This is a genomic window from Inquilinus sp. CA228 (genome assembly GCF_052078665.1).
Classification (GTDB): domain Bacteria; phylum Pseudomonadota; class Alphaproteobacteria; order DSM-16000; family Inquilinaceae; genus Inquilinus.
On sequence record NZ_JBQJIK010000011.1, the window covers coordinates 102781 to 120411 of the forward strand.

Genomic DNA, 17631 nt, shown 5'->3' on the forward strand with positions numbered 1-17631 from the left:
ATCCGTCCCATATCCTTGAGGCCATGCCGACTCCGCGCCCCGACCAGTGGATCCGGATCCAGCCCGAGGGCCTGCTGGTGGTGCCCGGCGGCTTCCATGTCGACCCGGTGCGGCCGGTCGAGCGGGCGCTGGTCACCCATGGCCATTCCGATCACGCCCGGCCCAACAACCGCGCGGTGCTGGCGACGGCGGAGACGCTGGCGATCATGCGCGCCCGGTATGGCGACGAGGCCGGCCGCAGCCTGCAGCCGGCGGCGCTGGGCGAGACCCAGCGGATCGGCGAGGTCGACGTCACCTTCGTGCCGGCCGGGCATGTGCTGGGCTCGGCCCAGATCGTGCTGGAGCACGCCGGCAGCCGGGTCGTCCTGTCCGGCGACTACAAGCGCCGGCCGGACCAGACCTGCCTGCCGTTCCAGCCGGTGGTCTGCGACGTCTTCGTCACCGAGGCGACCTTCGGCCTGCCGGTGTTCCGCCACCCGCCGGACGGGGCCGAGATCGGCAAGCTGCTGCACTCCGTCGCCCTGTTCCCGGAACGGTCGCATCTCGTCGGCGTCTATGCCCTCGGCAAGGCCCAGCGGGTGATCCGCCTGCTGCGCCAGGCCGGCTGGGACCGGCCGATCTACATCCATGGCGCGCTGCAGGCGCTGTGCGAGCTGTACGAATCGCTCGGCGTGCCGCTCGGGCCGCTGCTGCCGGCCACCGAGGCGTCGAAGGCCGAGCTGGCCGGGCAGATCGTGCTGGCGCCCCCCTCGGCCAGTGCGGACCGCTGGTCGCGGCGCCTGCCGGACCCGGTGGTGGCCGCGGCCTCGGGCTGGATGCGGGTGCGCCAGCGCGCCCGGCAGGGCGGGGTCGAGCTGCCGCTGATCATCTCCGACCACGCCGACTGGGACGATCTCTGCGCCACCATCGAGGAGGTTCAAGCCGGCGAGGTCTGGGTCACCCATGGAAGGGAGGAGGCGCTGATCCACCAGGTCCGCAAGTCGGGCCGCGCCGCCCGGGCCCTGGCGCTGATCGGCTTCGAGGAGGACGACAGCGCATGAAGGCCTTCGCCGCATTGATCGAAGGCTTGGTCTACATGCCGTCGCGCAACGGCAAGATCCGGCTGCTGACCGACTATTTCGAGCACACGCCGGACCCCGATCGCGGCTGGGCCCTGGCGGCGCTGACCGGCAACCTGACCTTCGCTGCCGCCAAGGCCTCGACCATCCGCAACCTGACCATCGAGCGGGTCGACGAGGCGCTGTTCGGCTGGTCCTACGACTTCGTCGGCGACCTGGCCGAGACCGTCGCCCTGATCTGGCCGTGGAAGCCCGGAGCCAACCGCGAGCCGACCATCACCGAGGTGGTGGAAGAGTTGCGGGCCACCTCGCGCGCCGCGGCGCCGCTGCTGGTCGAGCGCTGGCTCGATGCCCTGGGGGCGTCGGAGCGCTTCGCCCTCCTCAAGCTCATCACCGGGGCGCTGCGGATCGGCGTCTCGGCCAGGCTCGCCAAGGTGGCTCTGGCGGAATGGGGCGGCCAGCCGGTCGACGACATCGAGGAGCTGTGGCACGCGCTGGAGCCCCCTTACGAGGAGCTGTTCGTCTGGCTGTCGGGGCAGGGGCCGAAGCCGGAGATCGGCGACCGCGCCACCTTCCGGCCGCTGATGCTGGCCCATCCGCTCGAGGCCGAGGACATCGCCGGGCTGGACCCCGCCGCCTACCGGGCCGAATGGAAATGGGACGGCATCCGGGTGCAGGTGGTCGGCCGCGGCGACCGGCCGCCGCGGATCTATTCGCGCAGCGGCGACGACGTCACCGGCGCCTTCCCGGACCTCGCCGACACCATCCGCTTCCACGCCGTGCTGGACGGCGAGCTGCTGGTGGCGCGGGACGGGGTCGTCGCCCCGTTCAACGACCTGCAGCAGCGGCTGAACCGCAAGGCGATCTCGGCCCGGATGATGGAGGAATACCCGGCCTGGGTGCGGCTCTACGACATCCTGTTCGAGGGCGAGGAGGATCTGCGGCCGCTGCCCCTCGACGCCCGCCGGGTGCGGCTCGAGTCCTGGATCGGGCGGGAGCGGCCGGCGCGCATGGACCTGTCGCCGATGATCCCGTTCGAGAGCTGGGACGAGTTGGCCACGCTGCGCGACAACGCCCGGGCCCAGGCGATCGAGGGGCTGATGCTGAAGCGCGGCGACAGCGACTATGTCGCCGGCCGGCCGAAGGGGCCGTGGTTCAAATGGAAGCGCGGGGCGCTGACCCTCGACACCGTGCTGATGTACGCACAGCGCGGCCACGGCAAGCGCTCCTCCTTCTACTCCGATTACACCTTCGGCACTTGGCGCAGCGAGGCGGAGGGCGAGCGGCTGGTGCCGGTGGGCAAGGCCTATTTCGGCTTCACCGACGAGGAGCTGGCCCAGCTCGACCGCTGGGTGCGCAGCCACACGGTCAAGCGCTTCGGCCCGGTGCGCGAGGTCGAGCCGCGTCTGGTGCTGGAGGTCGCCTTCGACAGCGTCCACCGCTCCACCCGCCACAAATCCGGAGTCGCGATGCGATTCCCCCGAATCCACCGCATTCGCTGGGACAAGCCGGCGGCGGAGGCCGACCGGCTGGACACGCTGGAACGAATGATCGTCGAGTAATACTTCGATTTAACGTCACTTTCACTTGACAATGAATTTTATGCACATTGCCCGCGTATTAAGCGTTGACAGTCATCGCCCGCTGCGCGAGGGTCGGCGGCAAGAGCGACCCCTCATGAAGGCCGCCGAGCACTTGATGCCAGCAGACGAGTCGCGCCCAGCGAAGGGCGAGGAGCTGCGCGCTTTCTTCGGAGGGACGCGGCAAGGACACGGAAGGATGACGTGTTGGCAAGCTGCACCGGACTGCCCCTCCCGACCTCGGATCACCCGGCCGGGCGATGGCGGAACTGACGGCTTTGCCGTCCTGTTCCTCCGTCGCTCCCGTCATTGCCCGGCGCGCCAAGCGCCGTCTCCGCAGAGGTCCATCATGGTTCGTTCCGAAGCGTTCACGATCGAGGTCGCGGGCGAGGCGATTGGTATTGTCGTCGCCCAGAAGCGCGGCTTCCGCTTCTACGCTTCCGATTCCCGCTTCCAACACCTCGAGGGACAGGATTTCCGCACCGTCGCGGATGCCGAGCGCGCCGCCCGCGACCTTGGGCGCACGGCGCCGCTGCCGCGGGCTGCAGGCATCGCGAGCTGAGCGCTCCCGGAGCGGCTAGTCGGCGGCCGGCTTGGCCAGGATCGCGATGTAGTTCTTCGGATAGCCGCGAACCACCTTCTGGCGCATCTCCAGCCAATGGAAGAGGAAGGTGAGCACGGCCATCTGCGCGCGCAGCAGCAGCATCAGGGGCGACAGCACGAAGCCGAGCACACCCGGCGCCACGGCGGACGGGCGGACCGGCAGAAACCGGGCCGTCCGGTTCATCTGATAGGCGACCGTCGAGTAGAAGCCCTCCAGCCAGTCCAGCCGATCGATCCGGAAGCCCGCGCCTTCGAACAGATACCGCACGGCGAACTGGGTATAGCGGTAGAAGTCGTAGGGCTGCTCATGCTCCTCGTAGAAGAGCGGCGCGGTGTAGATCATCCGGCCGCCCGGCTTGAGGACGCGGAACAGCTCGTTCAGCACCGCCTTGGGGTCGGGGACGTGTTCCATCACCTGGTTGAAGAGGATGGCGTCGAAGCGCTGATCTTCGACCGGGATGGCTTTGAGATCGCAGACATAGGTGGACTTCGCATAGGGCTTGTCGACCAGCTCGAAATCCGCGCTCTCGTAACGGCAATGCGCCAGCAGCGGCTTGTAGGGGGCCTCGCCGGACCCGGCGTCGAGCACCAGGGCGCCGGCCGGCACGCTGGCGGCAAACGCCTGGTTCTCCAGCAGCAGTCGCTGCCGGGAGGAATTCGCCGAGAACAGGCGGCGCAGCCACGAGGGAACCCCTGACTTCGCCCGCGGCGGCTGCGCGCCCTCGGCCAATGAACCCGAACTCATAGATCCCCCTCTATCGTATCAGCAATGCGCTCCAGCCCGGCCATCCCCGGAGCAGGCAGGGCAGCCGGCACCAGCGAAACTGGCGCGCGAAGCATGGGCGTCGTCTGGTCTGATATCATCGTGTCAGCTTTGGCCCGTCATCATAGAGAGGCCCTAAAGATCTGTCACGCCCGCCACCAGGGCATTTTCGTGGCCGCGGCCGGCGGGTTCGGCGGGACGGCAAAGACAGTTCTTGTGGATTTGCGATTGAACGCCTGGGGCACTGCCCGGCATTTCGCGAGTACAACGAAAATGCTGGTGCTGCCGCTGAGGATTGAACTCAGGACCTCTCCCTTACCAAGGGAGTGCTCTACCACTGAGCTACGGCAGCCCGCCCGTTCGAGGCGGCGCGGAACCTGCCATAGCGTCGGGGGTGGTGCAAGCGCTTTTCCGAGGGGCTTGTCGATTACCGTCGTTCCGCGCCGTCCGCCCCTCCGCTCCGGTTGCGTAACGCCGCCGCATCGGCCATACCAAAGCCGAAATGACCGATCAGCGTCGTCCCCCGAACGCCAAGCCCGCATCGCCGTCGCGCCAGGAGCGCGAGGCGGCGGCGCTGCGCGCCAACCTGGCGCGGCGCAAGGCGCAGAGCCGGGGGCGGGCGGCGGTCGAGGACGAGGCGAGCGCGCAGGACGGGGAGTCCGGCCGCGACGATGAGGCGAGGGGTTAGGCCGTGACGATCATGTCCGATATCTGGATCCGCGAGCGGGCGCTCCAGGACAAGATGATCGACCCCTTCGTCGAGCGGCAGAAGCGCGAGGGCACGATCTCCTACGGCCTGTCGAGCTATGGCTACGACGCCCGCGTCTCGGACGAGTTCCTGGTCTTCACCAATGTCGACAGCGCCCTGGTCGACCCGAAGAACTTCGACCCGAAGAGCTTCGTCGAGCGCAAGGGCCCGGTCTGCATCATCCCGCCGAACAGCTTCGCTTTGGCCCGCACGGTCGAGTATTTCCGCATCCCGCGCGACGTGCTGGTGATCTGCCTGGGCAAGTCGACCTATGCCCGCTGCGGCATCATCGTCAACGTCACGCCACTGGAGCCGGAGTGGGAGGGGAATGTGACGCTGGAGTTCTCCAACACCACGCCGCTGCCGGCCAAGATCTACGCCCATGAGGGCGCCTGCCAGTTCCTGTTCCTCAAGGGCGACCAGCCCTGCGAGGTGTCCTATGCCGACCGGGCCGGCAAATACATGGGCCAGCGCGGCGTCACCCTGCCGAAGCTGTAGCGTCACCTCATTCCAGGGCCCGGGGGAGCCAAGATGGACAAGATTCGTATCCGCGGCGGGCGTCCGCTGCAGGGCCGGCTTCCGATCAGCGGGGCGAAGAACGCGGCGCTGCCGCTGATGGCGGCGGCGCTGCTGTCGGACGAGACCCTGACCCTGACCAACCTGCCGCATCTGGTCGACATCTCCACCCTGGCTACCCTGCTGGCCCAGCACGGCGTCGAGATCGCGCTGAACGGCGCCGATTCCGACGGGGCGCAGGGCCGGGTGATCGAGCTGACCGCCCGCCGCATCCGCAGCACCACCGCCCCCTACGACCTGGTGCGGAAGATGCGCGCCAGCGTGCTGGTGCTCGGGCCGCTGGTGGCGCGCGAGGGCCATGCCAAGGTGTCGCTGCCGGGAGGCTGCGCCATCGGCAGCCGGCCGGTCGACCTGCACATCATGGGGCTGGAGCAGCTCGGCGCCGAGATCGAGGTCACCGAGGGCTATATCAACGCCCGCGCCCCGAACGGGCTGCAGGGCACCCGCATCGTGTTCCCGAAGGTCTCGGTCGGCGCCACCGAGAACCTGATGATGGCGGCGTCGCTGGCCCGCGGCGAGACCGTGCTGGTCAACGCCGCGCGCGAGCCGGAGATCGTCGACCTCGCCGCCTGCCTCACCGCCATGGGGGCCCAGATCGAAGGGGCGGGGACCGACACCGTCCGGATCCAGGGCCGCGAGCGGCTGCACCGGGCGACCCACCGCATCGTCGCCGACCGGATCGAGACCGGCACCTATGTCATGGCCGCGGCCGCGACCGGCGGCGAGGTCGAGCTGGTCGGCACCAGCCTGCACCTGATCGAGGCGGCGGCCGACGTGCTGCGCGGCGCCGGGGTCGAGTTCGAGCCGACGGCCGATGGCTTCAAGGTCCGCCGCAGCGGCGACCTGGTCGGCGTCGACGTGATGACCGAGCCTTACCCCGGCTTCCCGACCGACCTGCAGGCCCAGATGATGGGGCTGATGACGGTGGCCAAGGGCGCCTCGATGATCACCGAGACGATCTTCGAGAACCGCTTCATGCATGTGCCGGAGCTGGCGCGGATGGGCGCCAACGTCACCGTGCACGGCGCCTCGGCCCTGGTGCGCGGCGTGCCGAGGCTGACCGGCGCCCCGGTGATGGCGACCGACCTGCGCGCCAGCGTCTCGCTGGTCATCGCCGGGCTGGTGGCCCAGGGCGAGACGGTGCTGAACCGGGTCTACCACCTCGACCGCGGCTATGAGCGGCTGGAGGAGAAGCTGGCCGGCTGCGGCGCCGACATCACCCGGCTGAAGAGCGACTGAGATGGCCGCCGACACGACCGTCCCCCTGCGCCTGCGCGCCCGCGACGCGGACGACCTCGCGGTGCTGTCCGCGGCGCTGCAGGACGCGATCGTGCCGGTGCACGACATCACCTTCCTGCGGCCCGAGCGCTGCTTCGTCATGGCGCTGAACCGGTTCTGCTGGGAGCAGCCGGCGCAGCTGGTCGACGGCCAGGAGATCTGGCAGCGCACCCTGTGCGGCGTGCGCTTCCAGGGCATCGATGCGGTGCAGAGCCGCAAGCTGGACCTGCAGGACCGGGCGCGGATGCTGGACCTGCTGGCGGTGACGGCGGAGGAGGGCGGGCTCCTGCTCCGCTTCGCCGGCGACGTGACTCTGCGCCTGGCCGGCGACGGCATCGACGTGCTGCTGGAGGACCGCGGCGAGCCCTGGCCGACGCCGCAGAAGCCGCAGCATCCGGAGTGACGGAAGCCGGATAGACCGCCCCGGACTGACCGATCGACCCGTCAGCCCTTTTCCAGCGCGAACGGCCGCGGCCTGCCCCTGTGCGGACGCGACATCGCCGGCGGTTCGTCACAAGACTTTGCCGCCTCTGCACTATAGTTCGAATCGAGACGTCCGCAGCGGCACTCGAGGGCAGGATTCATGAGACAGCTGGTCGTTCTTTTCGCAGTTCTTTTCAGCATCCAGGGGCACGGGGTCATGGCCGAGGACAACCGCATCGACCTGGTCCGGCCCGACGCCCCGCAGCTGGCGGCGCGCGGCGCTTTCGCGATCGGCGTGCGCACGATCGACCTCGTCCACCCCGACCAGCCGGACATCGTCCATGTCGAGGCCGGCAAGCCCATCCCGCACTACGACCGCAAGCTGACGGTCGAAATCTGGTACCCCGCCGAGATCCCCGCCGGCGCCGAGGGCGGCGACTACACCGGCGTGTTCCTGCGCGACGGCGAAACCCGGGTGACGCTGCACGGCACGGCCTTGCGCGACGCGGCGCCGAAGACGCCCGCAGCGGCCGGCTATCCGCTGGTCATCATCTCGCACGGCTATCCCGGCAACCGCTTCCTGCTCAGCCCCCTCGCTGAGAACCTGGCGACGAAGGGCTATGTCGTTGCCTCCATCGACCATACGGATTCGACCTACAGCGACCAGGGGAAGTTCGGCTCGACGCTGGTCAACCGCCCGCTCGATCAGAAATTCGTGCTCGACGAGATGGCGCGGCTCTCGGGCGAGAGCGGCCATTTCCTGGCGGGCCTGGTCGATGCCTCGAACGCCGCCGTCATCGGCTATTCCATGGGCGGCTACGGCGCCGTCATCACCGCCGGGGGCGGCGTCACCAGGGCGGCGACCGAGCTGGAATCGGGGGCGCCGGCGGGCACCCTCGCCATCCACCTCGCCGGTTCGGCAAGCCACGAGAAGCTCATCGACCCGCGGATCAAGGCCGTCGTCGCCCTCGCGCCCTGGGGCATGGAGCGCGGCTACTGGGACGCCGCCGGGCTGGCCGGGGTCCGGAAGCCCATCTTCTTCGTCGCCGGCAGCGTCGACGACGTGTCGGGCTACGAGACCGGCGTGAAGAAGATCTTCGAGCAGAGCGTCCACGCCGACCGCTATCTGCTGACCTTCGCGAACGCCAACCACAACGCCGCCGCGCCGATGCCGGCGCCGGCGGAATCCTGGGCGATGTCCGCGAAGCTCGGCTTCGCGCCGTTCGACCACTACGCTGACCCGGTCTGGGACACGGTGCGGATGAACAACATCCTGCAGCATTTCGTGACCGCCTTCCTCGGCAAGGAGCTGAAGGGCGACACGTCGATGGACGCCTATCTCTCGCTCGTCGAGAACTCCGGCGACGGTGTCTGGGCGGCGAATGCGGACGGCAGCTTCAAGCCGGAGCACACCTATTGGAGGGGCTTCCGCAAGCGTACGGCAGCGGGGCTCAGCCTGATCCATCTCGACCCGGCGGCCCGCCCCTAGTCCAGCCCGCCCTGGGCGCGGAAATGGCCGCGGATGCGCTGGGTCAGCTCGACGAAGCGCGGGTCGCCCATGATGTCGAGCGAGCGCGGCTTCGGCAAAGGCACCTCGTAGATCGCCGCGATCGACCCCGGCCGTTCGGTCATCACCAGCACCCGGTCGGCCAGGAACACCGCCTCCGGGATCGAATGGGTAATCAAGAGGATGGTCTTGCGGGTCTCGCGCTGGATCCGCTGCAGCTCGACATTCATCCGCTCCCGCGTCATGGCGTCGAGCGCGCCGAAGGGTTCGTCCATCAGCACGATCGACGGGTCGGTCACCAGCGCCCGGCACAGCGACACCCGCTGCTGCATGCCGCCGGACAGCTGCCAGGGCAGCTTGGCCTCGAACCCCTCCAGCCCGACCATGCGCAGCAGCCGGTGCGCCCGTTCCAGATGCGCGGCGCGGGGCAGGCGCTTGACCTCGGCCGGCATCATCACGTTGGCCAGCACGTTGCGCCACGGCAGCAGCAGCGCGTTCTGGAACACGATGCCGGCGTCGCCATGCGGCCGGTCGACCGTGCGGCCGCCGAGCCGGATCCGGCCGGTGCTGGGCGGCAGCAGGCCGGCGATCATGCGCAGCAGCGTGGACTTGCCGCAGCCGGACGGGCCGACCAGCACCAGGAACTCGCCCTCGTCGATGGTGAAGTCGAGCGGCGCCAGCGACGGCACCTCGCCGTCGCGGCCGCGATAGGTCTTCGACACGCCTTCGACGGCGATGACGGCGGTTCGCGCCGCCTCCGCCGTCTCGACCACCTGCAGGCCCGCCCGGCTCATGCTCCCGCTCACTTCGCCCCCACTCACTTCGGCAGGAAGTCGTTGGTGTAGAACGCCTTCGGGTCGGTTGCCGCGTCGGCGGCGACGCCGCCATATTCGACCAGCAGCTTCACGGTCTCGGCCATGTTGGCGTCGGTGACGCGGAACGGCCGCTGGCCTTGCGTCTCCTCGGTCCGGTACAGCGGGATGGTGCGCTCGAAGCCCTCCTGCAGCGTGTCCGGCTTGCCGGCCTTGGGCAGGGCGGCCAGCACCGCCGCGGTGGCCTCGGCCGGCGCCTTCTCGGCCGCCTCGATCGACTGGGTCGTGGCGGCCATGAAGCGGCGGATCAGGTCGGGATTCTCGGTCAGCAGGTCCTTCTGCACGACGATGCCGGAGGACACCATGTTGACCCCGTAATCGGCGAACATGATCGGGTACACGTCCTTGCCGGTGGCGTCCTTGATCTTCATGCTCTGGTCCATCGAATAGCCCAGCAGCAGGTCGGCCTGGCCGTTGATCACGGCGTTCAGCTTGGTCTGGGCGTCGCCGGAGACGGTCTTGAAGTCGCTCTCCTTCAGCCCGGTCTTCTGCAGGAAGAAGGGCCAGATCTGCGACATCGAATCGCCCGGCGTGGTGGCCACGGTCTTGCCCTTGATGTCCTCCGGCTTGCGGATGGCCTTGTCGGTGAAGCCCATCACCGACATCGGGCTCTTCTGCAGCAGCACCCCGACCGAGACCAGCGGCGCGCCCTTGGCCGCGGCCTTGATCATGGTCGGCACGTCGAAATAGCCGAAGCCGACGGTGCCGGCGGCCACCGCCTGGGCGGTCATGGCCGAGCCGCGGCCCTCCTGGATCTCCAGGTCGATGCCCTGGTCGGCGTAGAAGCCCTTGGCCTTGCCGTAGAAGAACGGCGTGTGCTCGCCATAGACGTACCAGTTCAGCATCAGCACGACCTTGTCGGCCGCCTGGGCCGAGCCGGCCGCGAGCAGGATGCCGAGGGCGATCAGCAGGCTCCGGATCATGGTTTCCTCCCCCTGTTGTCTGTGTGTGTGCCGCGTCAGGCGGCGACGATCAGGTCCCGGCGCCGGCTGGCGTGCCACGGGATGACCAGGCGTTCGACCACATCGACCAGCCAGAACAGGATGACGCCGAGCAGCGCCAGGATCACCAGCGCCGCGAACATGGTGGGCAGCTCGAAATTGCCGATCGAGCGCTGCAGCACGAAGCCGATGCCGGAATTGGCGCCGACGAACTCGCCGACCACGGCGCCGACCACCGCCAGCGTGACCGAGACCTTGAGGCCGGAGAAGATCGCCGGCATCGCCGAAGGCAGCCCGACCATGCGGAACACCTGCCAGCGGCTGGCGGCCATGGCCCGGGCCAGGTCGAGCGTGTCGGGGTCGAGCGACTTGAAGCCCTGCACCGCCGAGACCACCACCGGGAACACACCGAGCAGGAAGGCCGAGATCACCTTGGGCTCGAGCCCGAAGCCGAACCAGACGACGAAGAGCGGCGCGATCGCCACCTTCGGGATCGATTGCGAGAACACCAGCAGCGGGTAGACATAGGCCTCGACCGTGCGAGACCCGGCGATCAGCATCGCGGTCGGGATGCCGATCGCGGCCGACAGCAGGAAGCCCAGCACGGTCGCGACGGTGGTGGGCACCGCCTGCGACAGCAGCTCCGGCCCGTCGCGCCACAGGGTGACGATCACGTCCCAGGGCGCCGGTACCTGGTAGGGCGGCAGGCGGAAGACTCGGATCGCCAGGTCCCACAGCACGATGATGATCAGCAGCAGGATGACGGGCCGGATCCAGCCCGCCTGCAGCAGGCCAAAAGCGCGGTCGCGGGCGCTGCGCGATCCCATCGGCGTCTCCCGGTCCCGGGCTTCGGATCGGCCCGGCAGAAATTAACCCGTTGGTTAAAATCCTGCTGTGGACCGGGGCAGGGGTCAAGAGGGGGAAGTGGGAGGCTGAGCCCCTTCCTTCCACTCTCCCTTCCCCCGCGGGCTACGGGATTCACACATCTTCCGATCAGTGAGACCAACCGCAAGTATGCGAACAGATTGCCTCTCCCGCCTGGCGGGAGAGGTCGGGCGTCCGCAGGACGACCGGGTGAGGGCGGGCCCAGGCCTCGACGAAACCCCCTCACCCGGAGGCGCAAGCGCCTCCGACCTCTCGCGTAAACGGGAGAGGCAAAAAACAATCCGCTTCGTCGTGGTGAAAGGAACTCTTCAGAGCAGCCCTCAACTGCTGTCCGGCTTCGGCAGCCTGGGCGGCGGATGGCCGTCCGCGGATTCGTCCGGCGGCTCGGCCCAGCCGTCCCCGGGCAGAGAGGAAGCGGCGACGCATTCCACGCTCGGGCCGGGCAGGTCGATGGTGTCGTCCCAGCCCTGCGGCGGAGGGGCCGAAGGCGGCATGCGGCCGATCTTGCGGCAGACCTCGCGCAGGAACTCCTCGGGCGACAAGGTGTCCAACTGCACGTCCAGGATCTCGTCCTCGACCAGCGACTCCCACACCATCGACCGCACGCGTTCGACGTCCTCGGGCTCGTCGGGCGCCGCCACCGCCTTGGCGATGGATTCGGCAGCCTGCTCCCGCTTCTGCCGGCGGCGCTCCTGCTCGCCCGACTCGGTCCGCTTGGTCCGGCGCATCAGGTAGTCGGCGCGGATCCGCTCGGTCATCGCGATCGACAGCCGCACCGACCGCGACAGCCGCGACTGCATCAGCGGGTAGTCCGGCATCTCCGCGCCGCGCAGGATCCGCTCCTGCTCGCGCACGGTCGCCCGCTTGGTGGTGATGTCCAGGTCGACGATCTCGCGCAGCTTGTCCAGCGCCCACCCCGTCCACTTCATGTCGGGGTCGGTCGGCTTGATCTCGTCGGAGTCGGATTGCGTCCTGTCCATGGAACATATCATGAACGAGATGCAGCAGGTTAAGCAATGAACATTGTGTTCACTTGCAATCGGCCATTCGAGGCGGTCGCCGCGGCGATGGCGTTTGCCCGTCTGTTTCGACACCCGAGGCGCAACTGGACTCATGGTTTTGTCGACTCTGGACCTACCCGGATATGCAGCAAACCTGCTAAATCCTGACCGTCCGCACCTGCCCGGCTCCGCCGGGCGGATTTGACTGTTCGGCCACTCTCGCAACACGGGCGGCGCCGACCCGACAGACAGGAGGACGTCCCGTGACCCAGACCATCAACGGCACCGCCGGCCCCGACACCATCAACGGCACCAATCCGGGCGATCCGGCCAACACCGACGGCATCGACATCATCAACGGCCTCGCCGGCAACGACACGCTCTCCGGCCTGGGCGGCAACGACATCCTCCAGGGCGGCGCCGGCGCCGACATCCTCCAGGGCGGCGGCGGCATCGACACCGCCAGCTATACCGGCTCCACCGCCGGGGTCGTCATCTTCTTGTACGATCCCGCCCCCAAAACGGGTGGCGACGCCCAGGGGGACGTTCTGAACAGCATCGAAAACCTGACCGGCTCGGCTTTCGACGACATTCTGGCCGGCCTTGGCGATGTCAACGTCCTCGACGGCGGGGCCGGAAACGATGCCTTGGCCGGAGAAGCGGGTGCGGACACCCTGATCGGCGGCGACGGCGTCGACACGGCCTATTACGACCGCGCGGACGGCTCGGTGCAGGTCAACCTGGCGACCGGCACCGGCGTGGGCAACGACGCCGACGGCGATAGCTTGAGCGGGATCGAGAATCTCGTCGGCTCGGCCTTCGCCGATACCCTGACCGGCGACGTCGGCGCGAACACCCTGAACGGTGCCGGTCTCAATGACGTTCTCATCGGCGGTGCCGGCGACGACCTGCTCATCGGGGGCAGCGGGGCGGACCAGCTGCAGGGCGGCGAGGGCTCCGACACCGCTGGGTACAACACCTCGACCGCCGGGGTGCGCGTCGACCTCGTGGTCAACGGGGGCGTGGGCGGTGACGCCACGGGCGATGCCCTGAGCGGGATCGAGAATCTCCTCGGATCGGGTTTTGACGACGTCCTGACCGGAGACGACGCGGCGAACATCCTGGCCGGCGCCGGGGGCAACGACGGTCTCGTCGGCAACGGCGGCGACGACGTGCTCGATGGCGGCGCCGGGGCCGACAGCCTGAACGGCGGCGACGGCACCGACACGGCCCGGTACAGCACCTCGGCCGCCGGCGTGACGGTCAATTTGGTGAACGGCACCGGCACGGGCGGCGACGCCCAGCTCGATACCTTGAGCGGGATCGAGAATCTCGTCGGCTCGGCCTTCAACGATACCCTGACCGGCAATAGCGGGGCGAACACCCTGACCGGCGCCGCTGGCGGCGACACGCTGGACGGCGGCACCGGCACCGATACGGCCTCGTACGACACCTCGACCGCCGCCGTCACGGTCAACCTGCAGAGCGGTACCGGCTTGGGTGGCGACGCTGAGGGCGACACGCTGACCGGCATCGAGAACATCATCGGCTCGGCCTTCGCTGACGCCCTGACCGGCGACACGGGGGTGAACGTCCTGAACGGCCTGGCCGGCGCCGACACGCTCCGCGGCGGGGCCGGCGGCGACATCCTGGATGGCGGCGCCGGCGTCGACACGGCCGACTACCAGGGGTCGACGGCGGTCTCGGTCAACCTGCTGACCGGCGCGACCTCCGGCGGCGACGCCCAGGGCGACACGCTGGTCAACATCGAGTACGTCACCGGTTCGGCCTTTGTCGACATCCTGATCGGCAATGGTTTGAACAACATCCTCGACGGCGGCGCCGGCGACGACGTGCTCCAGGGCGGCGCTGGCGACGATCTGCTCCTGGGCGGCGAAGGCGACGATCTGCTCCAGGGCGGCGCCGGGGGCGACACGCTGCGGGGCGGCAACGGCAACGACACGGTGAGCTATGCCGGGTCCTCCGGCGGGGTCGTCGCCAGCCTGTCCGAGGGCCAGGCTGCGGGGGGCGAGGGCTTCGACACGCTGCTGAACATCGAGAACCTGATCGGCTCGGCCTTCGTCGACACCCTGCACGGCAATGGCGGGGCCAACACCATCGCCGGCGGCGCCGGCAACGACGAGATCTACAGCTCTGCCGGCGGCGACACCCTCGACGGTGGCGCCGGTGTCGACACGGTCTGGTACTACCAATCGGCCGCCGTCACGGTCGACCTGCGGAGCGGCATGGGCACGGGCGGCGACGCCCAGGGCAGCAGGCTGACCGATATCGAGAACATCATCGGCTCGGACTTCGGCGACATCCTGCGCGGCAACGCCGAAGCCAATGTCCTCACCGGCAACGGCGGCAACGACCTGATCAACGGCTATGGCGGTGCCGACACCATCTACGGCCTAGTCGGCATCGACACGGTCTCTTACGACGGCTCGGCCGCCGGCGTCACGGTCGACCTGCGGAGCGGCACCGGCACGGGCGGCGACGCCCAGGGCGACAGGCTGGTCCAGATCGAGAACCTCGTCGGGTCCAGCTCCGGCGACATCCTGCGCGGCGATGCCGGGATCAATGCCCTCGACGGCAGCGCCGGCAACGACCTGCTCGAAGGCTTTGGCGGCGCCGACGCCCTCGACGGCGGTGCCGGCATCGACACGGTCGCGTATAGCGGCTCGACCAGCGGCGTCACGGCCGACCTGCGGGCCGGCATCATCGGCGCGGGCGGTGACGCCCAGGGCGACACACTGACCGGGATCGAGAACCTCGCCGGGTCGAGCTCCGCCGACATCCTGCGCGGCAATGCCGGGGTCAATGCCATCAACGGCGGCGCCGGCGACGACCTGATCAACGGCTATGCCGGCGCCGACGCCCTCGACGGCGGCGACGGCACCGACACGGTCTACTACGACGGCTCGGCCGCCGCCGTGACGGTCGACCTGCGGACCGGCACCGGCACGGGCGGCGACGCCCAGGGCGACACGCTGACCGCGATCGAGAACATCGTCGGCTCGGCCCTCGCCGACATCCTGCGCGGCAATGCCGGGCTCAATGCCATCTCCGGCGGCGCCGGCAACGACCTGATCAACGGCTATGGCGGCGCCGATATCCTCAATGGCGGCGACGGCGTCGACACGGTGTTTTACCTGGACTCGATCGCCGGCGTGCAGGTCAGCCTGGCGGCCGGCACCGGCACGAGCGGCGACGCCCAGGGCGATACGCTGACCGCGATCGAGAACATCGTCGGCTCGACCCTCGCCGACCGGCTGACCGGCGACGGCGGCGCCAATGCGCTGAGCGGCGGGGGCGGGGATGACACGCTCCGCGGCGGGGCCGGCGCCGACGCCCTCGATGGCGGCGCCGGCTCGGACTTCGCCAACTACCAGGGCTCGGCGGCGGTGATCATCAACCTGCTGACCGGCGCCACCTCCGGCGGCGACGCCGCCGGCGACACGCTGACCGGCATCGAGAACCTGTACGGGTCGAGCAACGCCGACCAGCTGACCGGCAACGATGCGCGCAACATCATCGGCGGCGAGCTCGGCGACGACACCCTCGTCGGCAATGGCGGCGACGATGCGCTCTCCGGCGAGGCCGGCAATGACGCTCTCAGCGGCGGCGACGGCGCCGACCGGCTGGTCGGTGGCGCCGGGATCGACACCATCCATGGCGGCATCGGCAACGACTCCGTCGACGCCGGCAGCGAGGCCGACCAGGTGTTCGGCGAGGCCGGGGACGACAACATCCTGGGCGGTGGCGGCAACGACCGGCTCGACGGCGGCGACGGCAACGACACGCTCGAAGGCGCGGCGGGGTCCGACACGCTGATCGGCGGGGCCGGCATCGACACGGCGAGCTATGCCGGCTCCGGCAGCGGGGTGTCGGTCAACCTGGCGACGGGAGCCGTGTCCGGCGACGCCGTGGGCGACAGCTTCAGCAGCATCGAGCAGGTGCTGGGCTCGGGCTTCGCCGACACGCTGACCGGCAATGCCGGCGCCAACATGCTGTGGGGCATGGGCGGCGGCGACGTGCTCACGGGCGGCGGCGGCGCCGATGTGCTGAAGGGCGGGGCCGGCGCCGACCGCTTCGTCTATGCAGCGATCGGCGACAGCACCGTGGCGGCCGCCGGCAAGGACACGATCCGGGACTTCGCCACCGGCGACAGGATCGACCTGTCGGCGATCGACGCCAACGGCGCCGGCCCCGGCGACACCGCCTTCGCCTTCGGCACCGGCGCCTTCACCGCCGCCGGCCAGGTCCGGGTGCTGGCCTTCGGCGACGGCCGCTACGGCGTCTATCTCGAGACCAGCGGCAACCGGGTGGAGGACTCGATCATCACCGTGTTTTCCGACCATGCGCTGACCGTGGCGGATTTCGTGCTGTAGCCGCCACCCTCGTCATCGCGAGGCGCGCCGACCCGACAGACAGGAGGCTTCCGTGACCAAGATCATCAACGGCACCCCCGGCGCCGACAGTCTCAGCGGCACCAATCCGGGCGATCCGGCCAACCCCGACGGCATCGACATCATCGATGGCCTCGCCGGCAACGACAGACTCTTCGGCCTTAACGGCAACGACACGCTCCGCGGCGGGGCCGGCGCCGACATCATGGAGGGCGGCGACGGCGTCGACACGGCCGACTACCAGGGCTCGGCATCGGTCTCGGTCAACCTGCAGAGCGGTGGCGGCTCGAACGGCGACGCCCAGGGTGACACGCTGATCGGGATCGAGAATCTCATCGGCTCATCCCTCAGCGACTTCCTGGTCGGCGACGGCGGGGCGAACACCCTGGACGGTGGTGGCGGCGGCTTCGACACGCTCCTCGGCGGGGGCGGCAACGACCAGATTACCGGCTATGGCGGTGCCGACATCCTCGAGGGCCAGGACGGAAACGACCTGCTCGATGGCGGGACCAGCGCCGATACCCTGCGGGGCGGCGCCGGCACCGACACGGCGACCTATGTCCGGTCCACCGCCGGCGTGCAGGTCGACCTGACGACCGGCACCGGCACGGGCGGCGACGCCGCGGGCGACACGCTGACCGACATCGAGAACCTCATCGGCTCGGCCTTCGCCGACACCCTGACCGGCAACACGGCCAACAACAACCTCACCGGCGGCGCCGGCGCCGACGTCCTCGACGGCGGCACCGGCATCGACACGGCCTCGTACGACGGCTCGGCCGCGGCGGTCACCGCCGATCTGCGGACCGGCGCCGGCACGGGCGGCGACGCCCTGGGCGACACGCTGCAGAGCATCGAGAACCTGACCGGCTCGGCCTTCGGCGACACCCTGCGCGGCAATGCCGGGGCCAATGCCATCGACGGCGGCGGCGGCAACGACCAGATCGCCAGCTATGGCGGTGCCGACGCCATCAATGGCGGCGA

General features: G+C 69.4%; 15 protein-coding genes and 1 tRNA gene. 10 read left to right on the top strand and 6 right to left on the bottom strand.

The features are described 5' to 3' along the window. Positions 1-23 precede the first annotated feature (23 nt). From ACTOWL_RS07520 to ACTOWL_RS07530, 3 genes are all read left to right on the top strand, one after another. Complete coding sequence (locus ACTOWL_RS07520) at positions 24-1040, top strand: ligase-associated DNA damage response exonuclease (protein ID WP_441320582.1); 1017 nt, start codon at positions 24-26, stop codon at positions 1038-1040. Continuing rightward, positions 1037-2620, top strand: a complete 1584-nt coding sequence (locus ACTOWL_RS07525; RefSeq protein WP_441320583.1) for a cisplatin damage response ATP-dependent DNA ligase — start codon at positions 1037-1039, stop codon at positions 2618-2620. Before ACTOWL_RS07520 ends, ACTOWL_RS07525 begins: the two co-directional genes overlap by 4 nt. 367 nt (positions 2621-2987) lie before the next feature. Next, positions 2988-3200, top strand: a complete 213-nt coding sequence (locus ACTOWL_RS07530) for a hypothetical protein (protein WP_441320584.1) — start codon at positions 2988-2990, stop codon at positions 3198-3200. Between the two features lie 15 nt (positions 3201-3215). Here the strand turns inward: ACTOWL_RS07530 and ACTOWL_RS07535 are convergent, their stop codons facing one another. Then, positions 3216-3986 (bottom strand): class I SAM-dependent methyltransferase, encoded by a 771-nt coding sequence (locus ACTOWL_RS07535; protein ID WP_441320585.1) that lies wholly within the window; start codon positions 3984-3986, stop codon positions 3216-3218. 295 nt (positions 3987-4281) lie between these two features. After that, positions 4282-4356 (bottom strand) — tRNA-Thr (locus ACTOWL_RS07540). A gap of 150 nt (positions 4357-4506) precedes the next feature. Here ACTOWL_RS07540 and ACTOWL_RS07545 point away from each other — a divergent pair. The 5 genes from ACTOWL_RS07545 to ACTOWL_RS07565 all read left to right on the top strand — a co-directional run bounded on the left by ACTOWL_RS07545 (position 4507) and on the right by ACTOWL_RS07565 (position 8518). Continuing rightward, the gene (locus ACTOWL_RS07545; RefSeq protein WP_441320586.1) at positions 4507-4692 is read left to right on the top strand and encodes a hypothetical protein; all 186 of its coding nucleotides are present in this window, start codon (positions 4507-4509) and stop codon (positions 4690-4692) included. A gap of 12 nt (positions 4693-4704) precedes the next feature. Beyond that, positions 4705-5250 (top strand): dCTP deaminase, encoded by a 546-nt coding sequence (gene dcd / locus ACTOWL_RS07550; protein WP_441320587.1) that lies wholly within the window; start codon positions 4705-4707, stop codon positions 5248-5250. A gap of 33 nt (positions 5251-5283) precedes the next feature. Beyond that, the gene (gene murA / locus ACTOWL_RS07555; RefSeq protein WP_441320588.1) at positions 5284-6567 is read left to right on the top strand and encodes a UDP-N-acetylglucosamine 1-carboxyvinyltransferase; all 1284 of its coding nucleotides are present in this window, start codon (positions 5284-5286) and stop codon (positions 6565-6567) included. 1 nt (position 6568) lies between these two features. Then, positions 6569-7009 carry a DUF2948 family protein gene (locus ACTOWL_RS07560; RefSeq protein ID WP_441320589.1) on the top strand — a complete coding sequence of 147 codons (441 nt, stop codon included), beginning with the start codon at positions 6569-6571 and terminating at the stop codon, positions 7007-7009. A gap of 237 nt (positions 7010-7246) precedes the next feature. Next, on the top strand, positions 7247-8518 hold the full coding sequence (locus ACTOWL_RS07565) for an alpha/beta hydrolase family protein (protein WP_441320590.1): 1272 nt from the start codon (positions 7247-7249) through the stop codon (positions 8516-8518). Here ACTOWL_RS07565 and ACTOWL_RS07570 read toward each other — a convergent pair. From ACTOWL_RS07570 to ACTOWL_RS07585, 4 genes are all read right to left on the bottom strand, one after another. Continuing rightward, complete coding sequence (locus ACTOWL_RS07570) at positions 8515-9330, bottom strand: ABC transporter ATP-binding protein (RefSeq protein WP_441320591.1); 816 nt, start codon at positions 9328-9330, stop codon at positions 8515-8517. The genes ACTOWL_RS07565 and ACTOWL_RS07570 overlap by 4 nt on opposite strands. Positions 9331-9353: 23 nt before the next feature. Continuing rightward, entirely contained in the window at positions 9354-10331 is a 978-nt protein-coding gene (locus tag ACTOWL_RS07575) for an ABC transporter substrate-binding protein (RefSeq protein ID WP_441320592.1), read from the bottom strand. 35 nt (positions 10332-10366) lie between these two features. Next, on the bottom strand, positions 10367-11176 hold the full coding sequence (locus ACTOWL_RS07580; RefSeq protein ID WP_441320593.1) for an ABC transporter permease: 810 nt from the start codon (positions 11174-11176) through the stop codon (positions 10367-10369). Positions 11177-11554: 378 nt separating this feature from the next. Beyond that, positions 11555-12214, bottom strand: coding sequence for a hypothetical protein (locus ACTOWL_RS07585; RefSeq protein ID WP_441320594.1), 660 nt, complete (start codon positions 12212-12214; stop codon positions 11555-11557). Between the two features lie 284 nt (positions 12215-12498). On the opposite strand from ACTOWL_RS07585, the gene ACTOWL_RS07590 reads away from it, so the two are divergent. Next, on the top strand, positions 12499-16629 hold the full coding sequence (locus ACTOWL_RS07590; RefSeq protein ID WP_441320595.1) for a beta strand repeat-containing protein: 4131 nt from the start codon (positions 12499-12501) through the stop codon (positions 16627-16629). A gap of 52 nt (positions 16630-16681) precedes the next feature. Further along, positions 16682-17631 (top strand): calcium-binding protein (locus ACTOWL_RS07595; RefSeq protein ID WP_441320596.1); only part of this gene is annotated, 950 nt, incomplete at its 3' end.